Source organism: Nocardia sp. bgisy118, assembly GCF_057708605.1.
The window spans coordinates 60,623-79,287 of the sequence record NZ_JBYISM010000019.1 but is presented as its reverse complement, the minus strand read 5'-3'; the positions used below and the strand labels follow the sequence as shown (position 1 = coordinate 79,287).

16 protein-coding genes, 1 tRNA gene and 1 other RNA gene are annotated in these 18,665 nt (G+C 68.7%); 7 read left to right on the top strand and 11 right to left on the bottom strand.

What is annotated here, in order from left to right:
- Positions 1–9: 9 nt before the first annotated feature.
- From AC3EO7_RS22850 to AC3EO7_RS22840, 3 genes are all read right to left on the bottom strand, one after another.
- Positions 10–1,278: an ROK family transcriptional regulator gene (locus tag AC3EO7_RS22850; protein ID WP_431966603.1), complete on the bottom strand. Its 1,269-nt coding sequence runs from the start codon at positions 1,276–1,278 to the stop codon at positions 10–12.
- Between the two features lie 363 nt (positions 1,279–1,641).
- Positions 1,642–2,358: a DUF8020 domain-containing protein gene (locus AC3EO7_RS22845; RefSeq protein WP_431966601.1), complete on the bottom strand. Its 717-nt coding sequence runs from the start codon at positions 2,356–2,358 to the stop codon at positions 1,642–1,644.
- A 115-nt stretch (positions 2,359–2,473) separates the two neighbouring features.
- The gene (locus AC3EO7_RS22840) at positions 2,474–3,058 is read right to left on the bottom strand and encodes an HhH-GPD-type base excision DNA repair protein (protein ID WP_431966599.1); all 585 of its coding nucleotides are present in this window, start codon (positions 3,056–3,058) and stop codon (positions 2,474–2,476) included.
- Positions 3,059–3,195: 137 nt separating this feature from the next.
- On the opposite strand from AC3EO7_RS22840, the gene AC3EO7_RS22835 reads away from it, so the two are divergent.
- Entirely contained in the window at positions 3,196–4,002 is an 807-nt protein-coding gene (locus tag AC3EO7_RS22835; protein WP_431966597.1) for a methyltransferase domain-containing protein, read from the top strand.
- A 78-nt stretch (positions 4,003–4,080) separates the two neighbouring features.
- Here AC3EO7_RS22835 and AC3EO7_RS22830 read toward each other — a convergent pair whose 3' ends face one another.
- Positions 4,081–5,370: an aspartate aminotransferase type Ic gene (locus tag AC3EO7_RS22830; protein ID WP_431966595.1), complete on the bottom strand. Its 1,290-nt coding sequence runs from the start codon at positions 5,368–5,370 to the stop codon at positions 4,081–4,083.
- Between the two features lie 221 nt (positions 5,371–5,591).
- Positions 5,592–5,686, bottom strand: an RNA gene (gene ffs, locus AC3EO7_RS22825) — signal recognition particle sRNA small type.
- A 150-nt stretch (positions 5,687–5,836) separates the two neighbouring features.
- Between ffs and AC3EO7_RS22820 the strand changes: the two genes are divergently transcribed.
- Together AC3EO7_RS22820 and AC3EO7_RS22815 are read left to right on the top strand one after the other, a co-directional pair.
- A tRNA-Ser gene (locus AC3EO7_RS22820) sits at positions 5,837–5,924 on the top strand.
- 283 nt (positions 5,925–6,207) lie between these two features.
- Entirely contained in the window at positions 6,208–8,100 is a 1,893-nt protein-coding gene (locus AC3EO7_RS22815) for a vWA domain-containing protein (protein WP_435592344.1), read from the top strand.
- 184 nt (positions 8,101–8,284) lie between these two features.
- On the opposite strand, the gene AC3EO7_RS22810 is transcribed toward AC3EO7_RS22815, so the two are convergent.
- Positions 8,285–9,304: an alpha/beta hydrolase gene (locus tag AC3EO7_RS22810; protein ID WP_435592343.1), complete on the bottom strand. Its 1,020-nt coding sequence runs from the start codon at positions 9,302–9,304 to the stop codon at positions 8,285–8,287.
- Between the two features lie 751 nt (positions 9,305–10,055).
- Between AC3EO7_RS22810 and AC3EO7_RS22805 the strand changes: the two genes are divergently transcribed.
- On the top strand, positions 10,056–10,475 hold the full coding sequence (locus AC3EO7_RS22805; RefSeq protein WP_435592342.1) for a hypothetical protein: 420 nt from the start codon (positions 10,056–10,058) through the stop codon (positions 10,473–10,475).
- A gap of 155 nt (positions 10,476–10,630) precedes the next feature.
- Here the strand turns inward: AC3EO7_RS22805 and AC3EO7_RS22800 are convergent, their stop codons facing one another.
- Positions 10,631–11,461: an NmrA family NAD(P)-binding protein gene (locus tag AC3EO7_RS22800; protein ID WP_431966587.1), complete on the bottom strand. Its 831-nt coding sequence runs from the start codon at positions 11,459–11,461 to the stop codon at positions 10,631–10,633.
- A gap of 166 nt (positions 11,462–11,627) precedes the next feature.
- Between AC3EO7_RS22800 and AC3EO7_RS22795 the strand changes: the two genes are divergently transcribed.
- Positions 11,628–12,305 carry a hypothetical protein gene (locus AC3EO7_RS22795; RefSeq protein WP_431966585.1) on the top strand — a complete coding sequence of 226 codons (678 nt, stop codon included), beginning with the start codon at positions 11,628–11,630 and terminating at the stop codon, positions 12,303–12,305.
- Positions 12,306–12,385: 80 nt separating this feature from the next.
- A complete protein-coding gene (locus AC3EO7_RS22790; RefSeq protein WP_431966583.1) occupies positions 12,386–13,069 on the top strand; it encodes a hypothetical protein in 684 nt (227 codons plus the stop codon).
- Between the two features lie 31 nt (positions 13,070–13,100).
- Here the strand turns inward: AC3EO7_RS22790 and AC3EO7_RS22785 are convergent, their stop codons facing one another.
- The 3 genes from AC3EO7_RS22785 to AC3EO7_RS22775 all read right to left on the bottom strand — a co-directional run bounded on the left by AC3EO7_RS22785 (position 13,101) and on the right by AC3EO7_RS22775 (position 16,124).
- Positions 13,101–13,568, bottom strand: a complete 468-nt coding sequence (locus AC3EO7_RS22785) for a GtrA family protein (protein ID WP_431966581.1) — start codon at positions 13,566–13,568, stop codon at positions 13,101–13,103.
- Positions 13,565–15,790: a hypothetical protein gene (locus tag AC3EO7_RS22780; RefSeq protein WP_431966795.1), complete on the bottom strand. Its 2,226-nt coding sequence runs from the start codon at positions 15,788–15,790 to the stop codon at positions 13,565–13,567. The genes AC3EO7_RS22785 and AC3EO7_RS22780 overlap by 4 nt, the downstream gene beginning before the upstream one ends.
- A 76-nt stretch (positions 15,791–15,866) precedes the next feature.
- Positions 15,867–16,124 carry a helix-turn-helix domain-containing protein gene (locus AC3EO7_RS22775; protein ID WP_435592341.1) on the bottom strand — a complete coding sequence of 86 codons (258 nt, stop codon included), beginning with the start codon at positions 16,122–16,124 and terminating at the stop codon, positions 15,867–15,869.
- 126 nt (positions 16,125–16,250) lie between these two features.
- Between AC3EO7_RS22775 and AC3EO7_RS22770 the strand changes: the two genes are divergently transcribed.
- Positions 16,251–16,703 carry a hypothetical protein gene (locus AC3EO7_RS22770; RefSeq protein WP_431966577.1) on the top strand — a complete coding sequence of 151 codons (453 nt, stop codon included), beginning with the start codon at positions 16,251–16,253 and terminating at the stop codon, positions 16,701–16,703.
- Positions 16,704–16,777: 74 nt separating this feature from the next.
- Here AC3EO7_RS22770 and AC3EO7_RS22765 read toward each other — a convergent pair whose 3' ends face one another.
- Entirely contained in the window at positions 16,778–18,475 is a 1,698-nt protein-coding gene (locus AC3EO7_RS22765; protein WP_435592371.1) for a wax ester/triacylglycerol synthase domain-containing protein, read from the bottom strand.
- Positions 18,476–18,665 lie beyond the last annotated feature (190 nt).

The following is an 18,665-nucleotide window of genomic DNA, read 5'->3' as shown; positions in this document are numbered from 1 at the left end:
GTTTCGGTATCAGTCGGCGAACGCGGTGCGTCGCATGGCGGCGAGCGGGTCCGCGTAGAGCGCGCTGAGCGAGGTCACCACGGCGGCGAATTCCTGGACCTTGCCGCCGAATCCGCTGATGCGAATGTCGGTCGGCGGGAGGGTGGAACTCTGCCGGAAGGCCTCGGCGACGTGCGCGATGCCCGGCCGGTAGCCGGTGAAGGCCTGCCCGCCGAGGATGACGCGATCCGGGTTGAGCATGTCGCGCACCAGCGCGACGGTGCTGCCCAGCATGGCCGCCCGCTCCGCGAGCAGTTCGCGCGCCGGGACCGAACCGGCCGTGGCCGCCCGGTACAGATCCGCGATGGTGGAACCCGCGGTCCCGTTGTGCGCAGGGATGATTCCGCGACCGACCGCCCGCGCGTGCAGCGCACGGTCACCCACGGTGACCTCCAAGCAACCCCGCCTGCCGCAGGTGCATTCGACGTCGGAGCCGGTGGGCAGATGCGCGATCGAACCGGGGCCGTTGCTCGGGGTGTGCACGCGGCCGTCGAGAGTGACCGCGATGCCCGCGGTTTCACGCACATAGAAGTACAGGCTGCTGCCGCGCTGCTGCCCCTCGGGCGGTTCCGGGGTCGGCAGCAGCAGTTCGGAGCCCGCCATCGCCTCGACGTGCGGCGCCACCGAGACCGGCAGCTCGAGCACTTCGCCGAGCACGGCGCCGATCTGGGCGCCCTTCCATTCCAATTTGGGGTGATCGACCACACCGGTCAGCGGGTCGACGCGACCACCGATCGCGACGCCTGCCCACAGCGGTTTTCGCCGATGCCAGCGCTGCAGAAAGGCTTTCGCGCTGCGCGCCACGGTCGTGGTCGCGAACTCCTGGCCGGTTTGCGGGGTGGCGATGGCAAGCCCACCGAGAATTCGGCCGCGCAGGTCGGCTACCACGATCTTGGTCGCGGCGGCGCCGATGTGAATGCCGAGGGTCAGGTAGGTGTCGTAGTCGACCTCGAACGGCACCCGGGGGCGGCCCACCGCGCCTGACGTGGTCAGGTCCGGCCGTTCCCGCAGGAGGCCGGCGGTGAGCAGGGACGACACCTGGCGGTTGACCGTCGCGATACTCAAACCCGTTGTGCGCGCGGCATTGTCGCGAGAGACCGGCCCGCCGGTCGCGGCGCGTAGCACGGCGGCCGCCGGATTGTCGGAGATGCGGAGTTCCGGCGCCACGACGGGACGCTGGACGCGGACACGACCGGTAGCGACCCGCGAAGCGGATCGTTCCAGGGTAGGGATCGACATATGAAGAGTCCTTGCTGAAATCCCGTCGAACGGGACGTGCCTACACGAGCGGCGACGAGGCAGCGCGCGCCGAAAGGGCGGCTCAGCTGCAACGACGGGAGCAACACAGCTCCCGCGTCAGCGGCAGCCGCAGGCCGAGCGCGGCGGTCACGTAGGTGACCCGCAAGGCGGAGAGGCTGCTGATGGACATGAAGAAAAAGGTAACACCGAATTCACCGGCGCACCAAGCTTCCGCAAATCCCGGTGCTCGAGGACACACCGTTTCGCCTGGTCGGAGCCGGACACGACGAAGCCCCGCCCATGCGAAAGGCATCGGGCGGGGCCGTTTTTCACGGCAGTGACGACCGAGGAAGCGAGAACGGGCTACTTCGCCGGAGCGGGCGCGTTGAACGGCGCGTTGACCGTCGTGAAGTACTGAATGAGCGCCCCGATGGCGACCGGCGCCGTCACGAAGATCTGGCCCGCGATGGTGCCGAGCGCGCCGACCGCGGCCGCACCGGCGACGCAGCCGACAGCCGCAGCGGGCAGGAAGGGTCCGAACAGTCCGACGATGGTGCCGCCGACCGCGGCGCCGCCGAGGATGCCGCCGACCACGCAGCCGACCGCGGCGCCGCCGAGGCCGCCGACCAGCGTGCCGATCGTGGCGCCCATGCTGATGGTGCTGGTCAACCGGGTCCAGGCCGCGACCTCACGGTCGTACTCGGTCTTCCACGGCGCCTTGTCCTCGAACGGCAGCGCGACCGGCTTGTAGGCCGCGTGGTCGAGATCGAGCTGCGGCGTCAGCGTCGCGGTGCGATCCGAGATCTGCGCCGCGATCGGGAACTCGAACTCGTCGAGCCGGAACTTCAGCGGCGTGCCCGCGACCACGGTGCCGTCCGCGGCCTTGATCTTCAGGGCGCCGTCCTCGGCGACGAGCGAGCCCGCGTCGGTGCTGATGATCGCCGCGGTCTCGGTCTGGGTGGCGGTGTAGTTGATGACGTCCCCGGCGGGGGTCTCCGGACCGGCCACCGCGGTTCCCGCGGTGACGCCGGTCGCCATGGTCACGAGTGCCGCGACCACGGCGAGCTTCCTGATTTTCATGTACTGCTATCCCTCATCCGATGGAGCGTGTTCGAGGGAAAAGCATCGAGCACCGGCCCGTCTTGTACGAGAGAAAAAAGCAGCGAGATTCGAATGGGCAATCGGGGAGCGAATGCTATTTCGCCGTGGCGGCCTTCGCCTCGGCCTTCACCCTCTTCTTGAACGCACGCACCTCTAGCAGGGACTGAGCGTCGGTGATGTCGGCGGCCGAGCGTCGCGAGTCCTTCTCCGAATAGGCGCCCGCCGCCTTTTCCCAGCCTTTCGGGCGCACCCCGAGTTGCTTGCCGAGCAGGGCCAGGAAAATACGCGCCTTCTGGTCGCCGTAGCCCGGTAATGCCTTCAGCCTGCGCAGCACTTCCTTGCCGTCCGGATCGCCGCTCGTCCATATCGCCGCGGTGTCGCCGTCGTAGTGTTCGACGACGTAACGCGCCAATTCCTGGGTGCGCCGCGCCATGGACCGCCCGTAGCGGTGGATGGCGGGCGGCGTCGCGGCGAGCTCCTCGAACGCCTCGGGATCGGCTTCGGCGATCTTGCCGATGTCGAACCCGTCCATCCGGTCGGCGATCTTCTTCGGACCGCGGAAAGCGTGTTCGAGTGGGAACTGCTGATCCAGGAGCATGCCCGTCAACAGAGCGAACGGGTCCTCCGACAGGAGCTTGTCGGCCTCCGGTTCCTGCGCGAGACACAGTGTGACGGTCACCGTCGTTCCTTTCGGCTTGTCGGCGCGTTCGTCAGTCGATCATCTCACCCGCGTCCAGCTGTGCGGCACGCCACAGCCGCGCGTAGGCTCTGGCCATGCCTCAGACGACGGCAATACCTAGGGACGGACACGCGCCCATGGACACTTACTCATTGCGCCCGGATCGCTTCGACACGGCGGGCCAGGATCAATTGGTCGATGTGCGCGACCTGCAAGCCGCCCTACCCGGCATCCGGCGACTGCGCACCTGGGCGCACGAGGCGCTCGCACTGCAACCTGGCGAACACGCCGTCGACGTCGGATCGGGCACCGGTACGGAGGTCATCGCCTTCGCCGACGCGGTCGGCCCGACCGGCGAGGCGGTCGGCGTGGAACCCGACCCGCACCTGCTCGCCTCCGCGGAGCGCCGCGCGTCGCAGCTGGGCTCGCGCGCGAAGTTCCATTCCGGCGACGCCTACGGCATCCCGTTCGGCGCCGGTACCTTCGACGCGGCGCTCTGCGAGCGCGTCTTCCAGCATCTGACGGCGCCGGGCCGCGCGGCGAACGAGATCGCCAGGGTGCTGCGCCCCGGCGGCCGCGTCGTGGTGGTCGACGTCGACTGGGACACCGCGATCGTGCACCCCGGCGACCGGCAGGTGGTCCGCCAGGTGCTGGACACGCTGGTCTCGGCCACCACCAACCCGCTCTCCGGGCGCAGGCTGCCCGGCCTGCTCACCCAGGCAGGCCTGGTGATCGACGAGGTCGGCTCGCACGCGCTCGTGCAGGACCGCAGCGTGGGTCCCGGCTCGCTGGTCACCCGCATCTCGGCCATGGCGGTGGCGCGCGGCTCGATCACCGAGGCCCAGCGCGACCGATTGCTCGCCGATCTCGAGCGCGGCGCCGACAGCGGCGACATTCATCTGTCGGTGACGATGTTCGCGGTGCTGGCGCACAAGCCGCACTGAGCCGAGCCCTTCGGGACTGAAAAGACGACGGCCCTCCGCACCGGTGTGCGGAGGGCCGTCGTTCGTTCTCTCTGCCGGTTACTTGCCGAGCAGCTTCTCGGTGGCCGCCAGCAGGACGCAGGTGGCCAGGCCGTCCATCGCCTTCTCCAGCTCCGGCAGCTTCGGGAAGCTGGGGGCGATGCGAATGTTCTTGTCCTCCGGATCGTTCCGGTACGGGAAGGCCGAACCCGCCGCGGTCAGCGCGATGCCCGCGTCCTTGGCCAGCGCGATCACCCGGGCCGCGGTGCCCTCGAGCACGTCGAGGCTGATGAAATAACCGCCCTTCGGCTCGGTCCACGAGGCGACCTTGGACGCGCCGAGCCGGTCCTCGAGAATCTTCAGCACCAGGGCGAACTTCGGCTCCAGGATCTCGCGGTGCTTCTGCATGTGTGCGCGCACACCCTCGGCGTCCCCGAAGAAACGCAGGTGGCGCAGCTGGTTGATCTTGTCGGGGCCGATGCTCTTCTTGGACGCGTGCGAGAGGTACCAGTCCAGGTTCGCGGTGGACGCGCCGAGGAAGCTGACGCCCGCGCCCGCGAAGGTGATCTTCGAGGTGGAGGCGAAGACGATGGGCCGGTTCGGGTTTCCGGCGGCCGCGGCCAGGCCGAGCACGTCGAACACCGGCGCGGCGATGTCGGTCAGCGGGTGCACAGCATAGGCGTTGTCCCAGAACAACCGGAAGTCCGGCGCCGCGGCGGGCATCGAAACCAGTTCCCGCACAACCTCTTCGGAGAAGACGACGCCGGTCGGGTTGGAGTAGTTCGGCACCGCCCACAGACCCTTGATCTGCGGGTCGGCGGCGAGCAGCTCGGCGATGCGATGCGTGTCGGGACCGTCGTGGCGCATCGGGATCGGGATCATCTCGAAGCCGAGGGCCTCGGTGATCGCGAAGTGCCGGTCGTAACCCGGTGCGGGACAGAGGAATTTCAGCGTGGGCTCGGCGGCCCAGCGACGCTCGGAATCGTTGGTGCCGTACAGCATCGCGTAGGTGATGACGTCGTGCATCAGCTCGAGGCTCGCGTTGTTGCCCGCGAGCAGGTTCTCGACCGGGATGCCGAGCAGCTCACCGAAGATGGCGCGCAGCTCCGGGAGACCGTGCAGCCCACCGTAGTTACGGCAGTCGGTGCCGGTGCCGTCCCGGTAGTCGCCGTCGCCGGGCAGGGAGAGCAGTTCCGCCGACAGGTCTAGTTGTTCCGGCGAAGGTTTTCCCCTCGTCAGGTCCAGCGTGAGCTTCTCGGTCCGGAGCGTCGCGTAGTTCGCGGTCTGGGTCTCGTGTTCGGACACGAGCTCCTCATGGCTCATCAAACCGATCTGCGTTTGCCGGGGCATCCTGAGCAGCCTTTCGAAGCAGCGAAGGGGCGTGTGACGTCCGTACCGACGACCGTCGGTGGACCGTTGACCACGTTACCCGTGTGTTGCCCGGAATTGGAGGCGTACCTTTGCCTTCGCTCCGGCCCTTCGCGGTCCGATGACGGACTTCTCCGGCCGCGCCATTCCGCGACTTCGCTTGGGACCAACGGGGAGCGCCCGAACTTCGGCAGGGCCGGAAATATAGGGGACCCCGCGCACCCGGCAGAGCCCGTTGACCCTTGCTGCCTTCCGGCCCTGGGGGAGTTCACAGGATGCGCGCCGCGCGGGATCCGTCGGCCAGTGTAGCGGGTCATCCCCGCTCCGTCCGAATGGGCCCGTTCCCGCCCCTGCGCTACGACCTCCGAACCCCGTCCGACCAGGACAAACCACCTATTCACCGGGGCAATTTGGCGTCCGACCGGGGGCAACCGGTATGCTGCTCCACGGAGGATTCGCCTAGTGGCCTATGGCGCTCGCCTGGAACGCGGGTTGGGTTAACGCCCTCAGGGGTTCAAATCCCCTATCCTCCGCCACAACGGCCCAGGTCGAAGACGGTTCCCCGTTTCTCGACCTGGGCCGTTCGTCGTTCGCCAGTCGGCATCCCGACCCCACGATGCTTCGTCGGCGAGGCCACGGGTGACGTCACCAGGCGCACTGCGCATCCGACCGGAAAATGCCTCGTTCGGATAGTGCACGGCACCACCCGCAGCCTCTTCACTCTCCTGCGGATTCATCCCCGCACCGCCCCGAAAAATCCGGGCATGCAGCGGTTTTGACTGGGCGAGCGATGTTCCGGCCGGTAGCGTCCGTGCCGTTATGTCGATATATTCCAAGCTCACCGCAGTTATCGCAGCGGGTGTGGTCGCCTGTGTGCCCGTAGCGCTGCCCGCGGCGGCGCAGGCGGATGACGCCGCGCAGTACGCGCCCACCATGCTGATCCTGGACGCCTCCGGTTCGATGCAACGGCCCGACCCAGCGGGCACCATGATGGACGCGGCCAAGCACGCCGTCCGCACATTCGTGGAGTCCGCGCCCGCCGCCGCGAAGGTGGGGCTGACCACCTACGGCACCGGCACCGGGAACACCGAAGCGGAGAAGGCGGCCGGTTGCCGCGATGTCCGGGTCCTTCGCCCGCCGGACACCATCGATAGATCGGCGCTGATCAGCGCGGTCGACGGCATCGAGCCGCACGGGTGGACCCCGATGGGCGCCGCGCTGCGGGAGGCCGCACAGGCGCTGCCGAAGTCCGGACCGCGTTCGATCGTGCTGGTCTCCGATGGCGACGACACCTGTTCGCCGCCCGATCCGTGCGACGTCGCGCGAGAGCTGAAGCAGCAGCGCCTCGATCTCGTCGTGCACACCATCGGATTCGCGGTGGACGACAAGGCCCGCGCACAACTGCGGTGCATGGCCGAATCGACCGGGGGCACCTACAACGACGCCGTCGACGGAACCGCCCTGAAAGACATCCTGCCGCGCGTGAGCACCGCCGCGCTGCGCAACTATCGCGCGAGCGGAACACCGATCACAGGCGCGGGGAACTACGCGAGCGCGCCCGTGGCCGGAGCGGGCCACTACCTGGACACCATCGGGCAGGAAGAGACTCGCTACTACGCGGTCGACGTCCCCGCCGGCGCCACCGCGTACTTCACCGGCATCGTCTCCTTCCCGAGGGTGTCGGGCGTATCGGTGACCGACGACTTCAACACTCTCCAGTCGCGGGTCTACGGCCGCGACGGCGAGGACTGCCTGTCCTTCGAAACCGACCAGGCGACGAGGTCCAGCGACGGCGTCGCCCTCACCGTCACCCAGACCTGGGACGGCGCGACCAAGCAACGCACCGGCGGCGGCAGCGACAAGTGCAAGGGTGACGGCCGGTACTACTTCACGCTGACCTGGGACCGGGTTTCGGACGGCGTGCCGCCGCGGCTGCCGCTCGAGCTGATCATCGGCGTCGAACCGGGCGTCACCGATCCCGGCCCCGCGGGCGTCACGACCAAGACGACGCTCGTCGAATCGTCGGGTCCGGGCACTCCGGTGACCGGCGCCGGATCGTTCACCGAGGCGGTGACACTCGACGGCAGCGGCCGCTACGCCGATACGCTGCGGCCGGGCGAGTACGTCTTCTACCGGGTGCGGCTGGGTTGGGGCCAGGGCCTGGCCTACCGGGTGCACTTCGAGGACAACGGGGGACGGGGCGTGGACGTCATCTCGAACATCGCGACCACCCTGTACTCGCCACTCGCCGAGGAAATCGACTCCGACACAACGGCTTACACCGGACGAGCAGGCGTGCTGCCCACCAGTGACCCGGCGATCGCCACCGCGCCGATCCGCTACGCCAATCGCGACGCCAACGATTCCGAGGTCCGTAAGCAGTCGGTCGCGGGCTGGTACTACATCGCGGTGAAACTGGGCTCGACCTTCACCGAAGGCGCCGCCACCCCGGTCCCCATGCGACTCGACCTCACCGTCGCAGGGAACCCCGAACCAGGCCCCGCCTACTCGGCCGGGACGACCGGAGGCATCTTCGGCGAGGACGCGGGCCCGAGCGGCAAACCGATCGCGCACTCCGCCGACAGCGCCGGCGAGGATTCGTCAGCAACGAAGTGGATTGCGCCCGCCGCGGTCGGCGTCGTCGGCGTCGCTGTCCTCGCCGCGATCATCGGCTTCGCACTCGCACGCCGCCGGAGCCGGTCCTCGCGCTGAATCTGGAACTGGACTCCGCTCGACACCGGGCCGGAATCCGCGCCGGCACCGGAGCCTGAACACAACCGCGCGGGCGGGTCGGTACGAAATCTCGTACCGACCCGCCCGCGCGGAAGCTTTTCAGCGGTCGGCTTCATCCGAACTCACGGGAGGGGTCCGTCGACGGACCCCTCCCGCGCGGGCATCAGCCGTTCAGCCCCATGCCCTGGGCGAGCAGCGGCCAGGAGTCGTGCAGCGCCTCTTCCCAGTACGGCCAGTAGTGCGTGCCGACCGGGTTGAACTGGTAGGTCGCCGGGATGTTCAGCGAGTCCAGCTTGTTCTTCAGGTTGGCGGTGCAGCCGTTGACGGCCGCTTCGATGATCACACCGAGGCTGAGGTTGACCGCGCCCATCGGTCCGGGTGCGGTGCTCAGGTAGTACTGGACATCCTCCATCACCGGAATGCCGCTGCCGCTGGAGACGTAGAGCAGCGTGCCGCGCAGCTTCTCCGCGTTGAGGACCGGGTCGTTCGCGGCCCACAGCGGGCTGTCGGCCGGACCGTACATGTTCACGGTGTTGCCGCCCGCCCAGGTCTCGGTGGCCAGCTTGACGAACTGCTGCCCCATCGGGTCGGCGATCTGCGCGCACCCGCTGTAGGCGGCGACCGTCTTCCACAGGCCGGGCTTGGCCTCGGCCAGCTGCAACACCGACGTGCCGGACGTCGACAGACCGGCCAACGCGTTGAGGCCCGTCGAGTTCAGCGTCTGGTCCAGCAGCGGAGGCAGCTCCTCGGTGAAGAAGGTCGTCCACTTGTTCAGCCCGAGCACCGGGTCCCGCTGCTGCCAGTCGGTGTAGTAGCTGCCGCGACCGCCGATCGGCTGAATGACGTTGACCTGCTTGTCGGCCAGCCAATCCAGCGCGTGCGTGGCGGCCCGCCAGCTGGCGGTTCCTTCACCGGCGTCCAGGCCGTTGAGCATGTAGAGGTTCGGCGCGGGCGTCGACTCGTCGGCCGGACGCTGCACGTCGACCTTGATTTCGGTGTCCATCGCCGCGGAGTACACCTTCAGGTGCCAGGTGCGCCCCTCCTTGACGACGGACGTCACGGCCGAGGGCTTCTGCGGCTCCGCCGAAGCGGCGCCCCCGACCACTGCCACCGACAATGCGGCGGTCAGCGCGAGGGCCGCGGTCCGCAGAGCGGCCACGCTGCGTAGTGCGGAAAGCTTCATCGAACAGTCGGCTCCATTCCACGGGCCATCGTCGGCCACATTGTCGTCGAAGTAGTTTCCCCCAGCGACCGATCGTCCGCGACACGTGGTCGCGCCGTGATCCCGGCCCGCGACCGGGCCGATTCACACGGTATTCGACAGGGCATCGATCACTCTCTTACTGTATTCGGACAGGCGCGTGGGCCCATCTCCCCCGAACTAAGTCTTCCGCGGAGCCAAAACCGTTACTCGACAGCGTCATTCGGCGGCTTTTTCGGGCCGCAAGAGTCGCACGAAGCGCCCCGAGTGCGCGCTCATGCCCGGTCGCTGCCGAAATACTCTGTCCCGTGGCGGTATTCCGAGGTGCCTGGCGTCGCCTGGTGCTCGCTTGTATCGCGGCGATGCGCGCGGGCGCGTGTGGTGCGCCGACGTCGGATTCACCGGCGACGACACCGTGCTCCGCTGGTGAATCGGCCGCGGCGGTGTTCTCCACCGAACGGCGTCCGGGCTGGCCCACCATCCAGGTTCCGAAGCCGCCGAGCTGGGAACAGACGAAGCCGGACGGCCCGTCTCCGGCGGGCCGGTGTACCCGATCCGGGTGAGTGGCACTGCCCGCACGACGAGTGGAACTCCCGGAAATTCGGGTGCCCGCACACTGGTGGCAACCGATAGGGCGCGCCTAGGATCGAGGAAGTCGGGGAATGTCAACCAACCGACCGACCGATCGGCGAGTTGTCCAGGCCGCATGCCGGGCTCGCCGGAAGAGGCAGAGATGAACACCAACAAGATCCGTGAGGTGGGCAGGGCGCGCCTTCTCCTGGGGTTAGCGGTAGTGGGGGCCGCGATGACAGTTCCGATGGTGGCGGCGGCCCCCGCGACGGCCGCGCCCGCATCGTCGCCCGGCATCGTGCAGACCGATTTCCCGCCGTGCGAACGCGGTTTCATGTGCAATAGCGATCGCGACTACGACCGTTGCGAACGTGGTTACGACAACTGGTGGGGCGGCGGCTACGGCGGCTACGGCGGTGGTGGTGGTTACGGCGGCTACGGCGGTGGTGGCTACGGCGGCTACGGCGGCGGTGGCTACGGCTGGAGCGATCGCGGCTACGACCGGTGCGAGCGCGGCTGGGACCAGGGTTGGGGTGGCGGATCGAACAATATGTTCCCGTTCGGATTGTTCGGTAGCAGCTGACCGAGCCTGTCCCACGAAATGCCGTAGCAATCATCGAGCGATGTGAGCGCCCGCTCGAGTGATTCGGCGTGGGCGGATGTACCGAGCCCGCGCGGAGCCATCGAACGGCGACGTGCGGGCCCGGAGTTTTGTCGCAAGGTGTCAGCGCACCGGCTTCAGCGCGCGTTGCCCACCGGAGCGGGACTCCGGAAGCGGTTCGCGTGTTCGGCGGCCCACTCCGCGAAGGTCCTCGCCGGGCGGCCGAGCACACGGGGAACGGTGTCGTCGACGATCGCCGATTCCTCGGGCGGTTCCGCGTACCAGCCGATGACGTACTCGGCGTCGGCCTGGGAGACGCCGGTCGCCACGAGCCGTTCCACGGCCTGCGCATGGGAGATCCGGTCGAAGGCGATGTCGCGACCGACCGCTTCGGACAGGATCGCGAGCCGTTGGTGCAGCGTCAGCGGCTGCGGGCCGGTGAGGTTGTACGCGCGGCCCGCGTGGCCGTCTTCGATCAGGGCGGCGGCGGCCACCGCGCCGATGTCGGCCTCGTGCACCACGGCGCTCGGGTGGTCGTAGGGTTCACGCACCACGCCCTCGGCGCGGATCGAGTCGATCCAGGTCAGCGTGTTGGACATGAATTCCTGCGGCTCGAGCCGCGTCCACTCCACGCCGGAGTCGGCCACGGCCTGTTCGACCGGGCCGACACCGCCGCCCCAGACGACCGTGATGCGCCGGACGCCCGTGTCGACGGCCCGGCGGACCAGTTCTGGACCGACCTCGGCCAGTCCGGCCGTCACGGTGATGTGCAGGCGGGTGACGCCGTCGAGCGCCTCGGCCAAGGTCTCGGGTGCGGTGTGCGTGCCCGCCGCAAGTTCCACTCCGGGCGGGAGTTTCGCGGCGGCGGGATTCCGGGTGAGTGCCCGCACGCGCTCGCCTCGACGCATCAGTTCTGCCACGACGTGGCGACCGGTGTTGCCGGTCGCGCCTGTTACCAGTGTTGTCACGCTGTTTCCTTCCACCGCGCCGACGCTAAGAGCTCGAGTCGACTCGAGGTCAAGGCCCCGAATTCTGGTGGCCCACCCTCCGGGCCCCGGAACAGCGACGATGCCGACTTATGTGCGATGACTATGACAGAATCGGTCTCGGGCGGTGTTCGGACTGGAGGGAGCGATGACACCCGAATCGTCAGCCGGGCCGACAATCGACGCGACTGCCGCGCAGCCACCGCAGGCTGCGCCGCACGGAAGGCGTCGCCGTCGCGGAGTCGGTCAGCTGGAAGTGGCCGAACGCAGCGGGCGGTACACATTGATCGCCGCACTGTGCGCCGCGCTGGTCTCGAGTTTCGTCTCGGCGGGCGCGGCCGTGTACGTGAGCATCAACGAGGCGAACCGCGATCAAGGGCTCACCTTCTCGCAGGCACTGCGCACCGACCGGCACAAGGTCTACACCGAGTTCCTGACCGCCCTGACGAACTACGAGATGTCGTTGAGCATCCTCAGCGCGGCGATGTCGGGCAACGCTCCGAGAGACCTGGTCGGCGCCAAGATGGCCGACATTGCCACGCCGGGGAAGGAGTTCCTCAACGCGCTGAACGCGGTCTGGCTCGCGGGGAGCGGCGAGGTGTACTCGGTCGCAAGCCGATTCCTGGACCTGGCGAATGCCTACTTCCGAGATACCTGGGAGCCCTTCAACGCTCGATACGCCAACTTCGAGAACCTTCCCACCATCGACGCCGAGCAGTGGAGGCAGGATTCGCACAAGTTGAGCGACGGGCTCGTCCAGTTCATCAATCGAGCCGAGGAGCTCAAGGGAGAGTTCCTGGAGAAGGCCCGCGGCGACCTCGGGTGAACCAGCGGGCTTTCCGACATCCGCGCGCAATGTCGGCGAGGCCGACGGCGGGAACGCGACGCGGCTGCGATGATTCCGGGGTGACTCAGTGGCTCCCCCTCTTCAGTTCCCTGGTCGTCGCCTTCGTCGTACTGGTCGGCGTCCTCATCACCAACCGCACGAATCGCAGGGCGATCGACGCGGCCGACGAGCGCGGCAGCATCGCGCTGGAGGCCGCGCAGCGGAACGTGGAGGCGGTCAACGCGGCGGCCGACGAGCGGAGCAGGTCCGCACTGGAAGCCGCGCAACGCAATACCGAAGCCGCCGAACAGCGCGAGCACGAGAAGTGGCGGCGCGAATCGGTGCTGGCGGCCGTCACCACCCTGCTGGAGACCTCGGCCACCGTCCGGCAGCAGCTGTCCAGCCAGGATTTCACCTACCTCGGCGAGATCGACCGCTTCGGTCTCGATCTGCACGAAAGCATTGGGCAGTGCACAGGATCGGTCACCCGGCTGCGCATCCTGTCGAGCCCGCGCATCCCCAACCGCTGTGAAGATCTGCTGCGTACGCTCACGGCGGCCGCGAACATCACCGTCCAGAAGCTGACCCTCACCCTGGACGGGGACGCGACCGTGGACGACCTCGACGACATCAGGACGTTGTGGCACAAGGCCATTGCCAGCACCGTCGAACAGGAGCTCTCGGTCATCAAGGCCGCGCGAGCCGAACTCGGCTTGGAGCCCCTTACCGCACCGGAGCGCGTCCCCGCACCGTCCGTGGCATAGCCCGAGCGCGAAAAGGACTGGCGCAGAACCGCTATTGTCCGGCTGCTCCGACCAGATCGGGCTCGACGGGCTTGCGGCGGAACGAGATGTGCCGGTGGCCGAAGAAACTGGCGACAGCGACCAGCGCCATCACCCCGATCGCCGCGGGAATGCTCGGCAGATGCAGCAGCGAGACGGCCGCTTGGAGCAGCACCATGTTCATCAGCAGGCCGCCGGAGTTCACCGCGACGAAGGCGAAGAAATCGCGCATGACACGCCCGCGCACCCGGAAGACCAGGGTGCGGTGCAGTACGAATGCGATGACGATGCTGATGCTGTACGCCGCGGGGGGCGCGAGCGCGGCCGAGACGCGGCCGTCGAAGATCGCCAGCCACATCACCGTCAGGGCGATGCCCAGTCCGGTGTTCACCATGCCGACCATGGCGAACGCGATCTCCTGCCGCCGCACGATGCGCAGCAGCGGCCCGGGATCCAGTTCGGCCTGGTCGACGGTGTTCATCGGACGGCCAGCTCGGCCTCGGCGGCGGCGTCCGCGGGCGCGAGCTCGGCGGGCTCGTCGTCCCTGCGGCCGCGGCGGTACAGCCAGTGCAAGACGCCGACGCCGAGCAGTCCGACCAGGGCGCTCGCGCCGCCGATCTTCCAGCCGGGCGGTTGCCAGGCGAGCTCCAGTTCGGCGTTCCTGGTGCCAGCCGGGATATCGACGGCGACAAAGGTTTTCGCGACGGCTTCGACCGGTATCTCGCGGCCGTCGAGGGTGACGCGATAGCCGGGCCAGTTCAGCCGCGCGAAGACCACGCGACCGCCCGTCTCCGAGCTGACCCGGACCCGGCTGGTGGTGTCCGATTCGGTGATGGACGCGGCGGTCACCCCGACGGCGGCGGCGACGCGGCCGTCGACGGTGGAGAGCAAGCCGTTCTCTCGCTCGAGCACGGCGACGTACTTCTCGTGGCCGGGGTAGTCGACCCACTTCCAGCCCTGCGGGGCGGGCTGGTTGCGCGCGTCCGGGTACAGGGCGGTGTGCAGCACGACCCGGTCCACCTTCATCAGGTCGACGATGGTCTTGCCGGTGGTCGGCTCGACGGCGAAAGCCCTGCGGAAGGCGTCGGGGCAGACGCTGGTGTCCCAGCGCATACAGAGCATCTCGCCGAACTGGAGGTGGCCGTTCGGGGTGTATCCGCTGACGTAGGTCAGCTCGAGGTCCTTGGCGTAGTTGCCGAAGACGAGCGATCCGTACGCGCCGTCGAGGGTGCGTTCGCCGGGCGGGATGAGTGCGCGGTCGCCCAGTTGCAGCGTGGTGCCGGGGAACTCCGGGAAGGCGGCCTTCATCTCCGAGCGCTGCTCCGGCAGGTTCCAGCCGAGCGGCGTCGGCTGGGCCGCCCACACCTGGAGATAGGCGATCGGGGCGATCGATACCAACACCAGCGCGCACGCCGCAGCGATGCCGCGGCCTCGCGCCAGCCACACCGCCGCCGCGCCGAGCGCAGCCACCGCGAGGGCCGAGACCACGTGCCACACGGATTCCTGCGGGGCCGCCGACACCGAACGCAGCAACAGCAGGCCGATCAATCCCGCCGCGATCACTCCGCGCCGCCGCCAGTCGGCGAAGGTCGCGAAACGGCCGAGCAGCACGCCGAACAGCACCAGCAGGCCGAGCGCCACCATCGGCAGCACGCGGGCGGGCCAGCGCAGCGGGCCGATGGCGCCGGGGCCCGCGGTCCACATCAGCACGATCGCCGTGAACAGCGCGGGCGCGGTCAGTTCGCGCGCCGAATCCAGCGCCTTGCGCCAGTCGACGAACGCCAGCGCCGGGATCACGAACCAGGCGACGTACACCACCGGCATCGGCTGCACGTAGCCCCACCACGTGGTGAACGCGGGCAAGGTACTGGGCAGACTGGCGTTCAACGACTCCGACCACGGCACCGTCAGCAGCTGCTCGTTGTTGATCTGCGCGGTGCCGCGCCAGGTGACCTTGGCCGAGAGCATGCTCGGCAGGTACGTCGCGAGCCCCGCCAGCGCCGCGCAGCCCGAGACGACGAGCAACCGCAGCGACGGTTGCCACTTGCGCTGGTAGACGAGTTCGCCGACGGCCACCGCGGCGATCATGATCCCCGCCTCGACGGCAGGGAAGATGTACTGCACCGAGATGGCCAGGTACAGGAAGACGAAGGTCGGGATCGGCCCGGAGCGCCCGCGCGCGTAGCGAACACCCGACGCCCACGCGTGCGCCAGCCAGGCGGTGCCCGTGAACGCGGTCATCCAGCTGGCCTCGTCGAAGAACAGCAGCCAGCCGCTGAACGGGATGGCGACGCCCGCCACCGCCGCCCACGGCGCCCGCGATCCGTACGCGAGGCAGATCCGGTAGACGCCGAGCCCGAGCACGATCGCGAAGATCAGCTTGACCACGGTGGCGTACAGCGCGAGGTTGTCCACCGAGGGCGCGATCAGGTCGATCAGCAGCTGCGGCGGATTCAGCAGCCCCGCCTCTTCGATGGTGTAGTTACCTGCCATCCAGTGCTCGGGCACCAGGGTCGGAAGGTCACCGTCACGCAGCCGCCTGCCCATCATCACCCACAGCGGGGCGTACTGGGACTCGGTGTCGTCGGTGTAGAAATGCCGAACGTTGGCCAGTAGAACCGCGACATACCCCGCGACCACGCCGAGCGCGGTGATGATGCCCCACTTGTACACCTCGCGCGGAGCGAGAGTTCCACTGTCCACCACGAGTCCCAGACCCTACAGGCAACCGCCCGCGACCGAACGGAAGACGATGGGTGGCGGCGCCCGAGTGGGCCGATCACGCGGCCGGTTTCACCGTCATCTCGACGTGCATGCCCGCCGCGGTCACCATGTTGACGAGCGAGTCCAGACTGAACAAGTGCACCTTGCCCCGCATGAGATCGGAGACCCGGGGTTGGGTCACGCCCAGCCGCTCGGCCGCCGCCATCTGCGTCCAGCCCTTGGCGGTGATCCGTTCGGTCAGTTCGATCATCAGCCGCGACCGCAGCCGCATGTTCTCCGCCTCCTGTGGGGTGTCCTCGATCGCATCCCACACGCTGTCGAAGGATTCGAGAAACCGCCACGCAGAACCCGCTGCCCTGCGCAGAGAGGAAATGGGGTGGGGTGAGTGGGGCGGGCCTAGACTCGAGCTCTGCACGTCTTCGGTGGTGAGCGAGGCGAGATGCGTACTCGGTTCGAGTTCGACCTGCATACCGTCGCGACTCCGGAGCAGGTGGTCGAGTTGTTCACCGATTTCTCCGCGGAGCGGCCGCGGCGGTGGCCCGCGCTGTCGGCGCGGCGGTATCGGGTGCTCGAGGTGGGTGAGCACACCGCGGACGTGGTGGAGGGGCAGGACTTTCCGAGGATCTCGGCGCGCTGGCGCTACGACTGGTCGACGCCGGGGACGGTGCGAATGCGCGTGGTCGACAGCGAGTACCTGGCGCCGGGCGGCTTCCACGAGCTGACGATCCGGCAGGCCGAGGACGGTGGCAGCGATGTGCACGGGGTGTGGGACAACACCGCGGTGCATCCGTCGACCCAGGCCACATTGGCGATGATGCGGCTGGCTGGGCGGCGGTTCTTCATCGGCTATTACACGCGGGTCTTCGATCGGCTCGCCGAGGAGAACGACTGATCAGCGGCTGCGCGGGGCCACCTGTCTCGGATTCGCGAAGCAGGCGGGTTTGTTCGAGCCGACGACATCGCGGTTCAGTGGTCGCCGCCCTCGCCGAGCGCCGCGCTCACCTCACGCAACGCAGCGCGGAGCAGATTCGCGTACTCGTCGACGTCGGGGACGACCGCGGCGTCGGCGTGGACGGACACCGTGACGGTGTCGCCGAGCCCGTGCACGCCGTGGGTGAGGTGCATGACCGCGCCGAGGGCGGGGAAGCCCCCGGTGCAGCGGACAGGTCCGCCACCGAAGGACAGATCGGCGGGGCCGCGGTCCACGCTGGAGACGACCGTGTGGCCCGCGATGGAATCGGGCACCGTGTCGATGGGATAGCGGTCGACGTCGCGGCGCAGGATCGGCGCGGGGGTGACGGCGGTGACGCGGTCCTGGGCGGACAACAGCGGATGCTGGGCGCGCAGGCGGCGGTCGGCGAGCGCGGCGGCGATCCGGTCGGCCCGCACTCGCAGATCCGGTTCGTCGACGAAGAGATTTATGCCGAGGCTCCGATAGTTGTTGTGCGACAACGTCTTATCGCTCTCCGGTAGCGCCATCGGCACTTGAGCGCCGAGCTGATCCGCCGGTTCACCGTGCGCCGCAAGATATTCGGCGAGTGCCACGGAGACGGCGGTGAGCACAACGACGGTGATCGTCCGACCAGGAACGCGAAGCTCGTCCGCGGTGCATACGATCATCCGCGCACGATGGTCGATAACCCCCTCGGCCCCACCTTTGTTCACCATGCTCGGCGCGAACCCGGGACCCGGCGGCGGCACCTGTCCGACCTCCGTCAGCCGAGCCAGTTCCGTCTGCGCGCGATACGCGCCATACCCGCGCACCGCCGTGTTCACCATCCCGGCCGGGATCCGAACGGCGCCACGCAACGCGTCGAGAAGAGCCGAATCCCACAGCCGCGTGATCAGCTCGGCGCCCGCACCGAAGGCTGTGGACACTCCGATCCATCGCCCGCCGCTTCCGGCTCGTCCGATCGGCTCGTCCACCCTTCGGCAGCCCCCGAGTTCCGATTCCGGCCGATCAGCCTCGTGACCCACCCCGTCCGCCTGACCTCCCTTGCGTGCGGCCGCCTCGTCCATCTGACCGGCCCTGCGTGCGGCCGCCACGTCCGCCTGACCGCCCTTGCCTGCGGCCGCCTCGTCCGCCTGACCACCCCCGCGTGCGGCCGCCTCGTCCGCCTGACCGGCCCCGCCGGCAACCGCCACGTCCGCGCCCCGTCCCGCTGTTCCTCCATCGACGGCAGATGAACGACCCGCGCCCGCACCGAACAACTCCCGAGCGATAACCGCCGCCCGCTTCCCGTCGGCCAGCGCATGCGACATCTGCAACACCACCACGATGGCGAGCTCCTCGTCCGACCCCCGCATGGGCGCCCCCGCGACGCCGCGAAAGACGTGCAACCGCCACGGATGGACCCTGGCATCGACGCCGGTGGCGAGCAGGTCGCCAAGCGCCGTCTCCACCGCGGCCCAGTCCGGGCCGGGCAGCCGGTGTTCGACGAACTGATCGGCACTGAATTCGCCCGGCACCCAGGACGGGTAGGCGAGGTCGGCGGGCGCCTCGCGGAGCCGGACCCGCAGGTCGGGAATCCGGGCGCTGCGCGCCGCCACGGCGGCGCGTAGGGCGTCGGTCGGCACGCCCGCGTCGGCGAAACTGTAGACAAGGAACAGATCGTTGCGGGTGCGGGCCGACAGCCAGAACATGGTCGCGTCCTGCGGTGCCATCGAACTCACGCACCGACCCTATCGGGCGCTGCCGGACGAAGTCCGTCGATAACCGCGCATGGCCGGAGCGAATGCGGAGGTACGCCTATAGGCGCCGCCGGGCGAAGTTCGTCGTTGGCCGCGTATGGCCGCAGCGAAGACGGGGGTACGCATATGGGCAGGAATCCACCGGCCTAGCAGCCAGTGGCGG

Excerpts from the sequence above, each read along its gene's own strand:
- AC3EO7_RS22785 (WP_431966581.1), bottom strand. The coding sequence starts at position 13,568 with ATGAACACCGTCGACCAGGCCGAACTGGATCCCGGGCCGCTGCTGCGC.
- AC3EO7_RS22770 (WP_431966577.1), top strand. The coding sequence starts at position 16,251 with ATGCGTACTCGGTTCGAGTTCGACCTGCATACCGTCGCGACTCCGGAG.
- AC3EO7_RS22845 (WP_431966601.1), bottom strand. The coding sequence starts at position 2,358 with ATGAAAATCAGGAAGCTCGCCGTGGTCGCGGCACTCGTGACCATGGCG.
- AC3EO7_RS22810 (WP_435592343.1), bottom strand. The coding sequence starts at position 9,304 with ATGAAGCTTTCCGCACTACGCAGCGTGGCCGCTCTGCGGACCGCGGCC.
- AC3EO7_RS22815 (WP_435592344.1), top strand. The coding sequence starts at position 6,208 with ATGTCGATATATTCCAAGCTCACCGCAGTTATCGCAGCGGGTGTGGTC.
- AC3EO7_RS22795 (WP_431966585.1), top strand. The coding sequence starts at position 11,628 with ATGACACCCGAATCGTCAGCCGGGCCGACAATCGACGCGACTGCCGCG.
- AC3EO7_RS22835 (WP_431966597.1), top strand. The coding sequence starts at position 3,196 with ATGGACACTTACTCATTGCGCCCGGATCGCTTCGACACGGCGGGCCAG.
- AC3EO7_RS22850 (WP_431966603.1), bottom strand. The coding sequence starts at position 1,278 with ATGTCGATCCCTACCCTGGAACGATCCGCTTCGCGGGTCGCTACCGGT.
- AC3EO7_RS22805 (WP_435592342.1), top strand. The coding sequence starts at position 10,056 with ATGAACACCAACAAGATCCGTGAGGTGGGCAGGGCGCGCCTTCTCCTG.
- AC3EO7_RS22830 (WP_431966595.1), bottom strand. The coding sequence starts at position 5,370 with ATGCCCCGGCAAACGCAGATCGGTTTGATGAGCCATGAGGAGCTCGTG.
- AC3EO7_RS22765 (WP_435592371.1), bottom strand. The coding sequence starts at position 18,475 with ATGGCACCGCAGGACGCGACCATGTTCTGGCTGTCGGCCCGCACCCGC.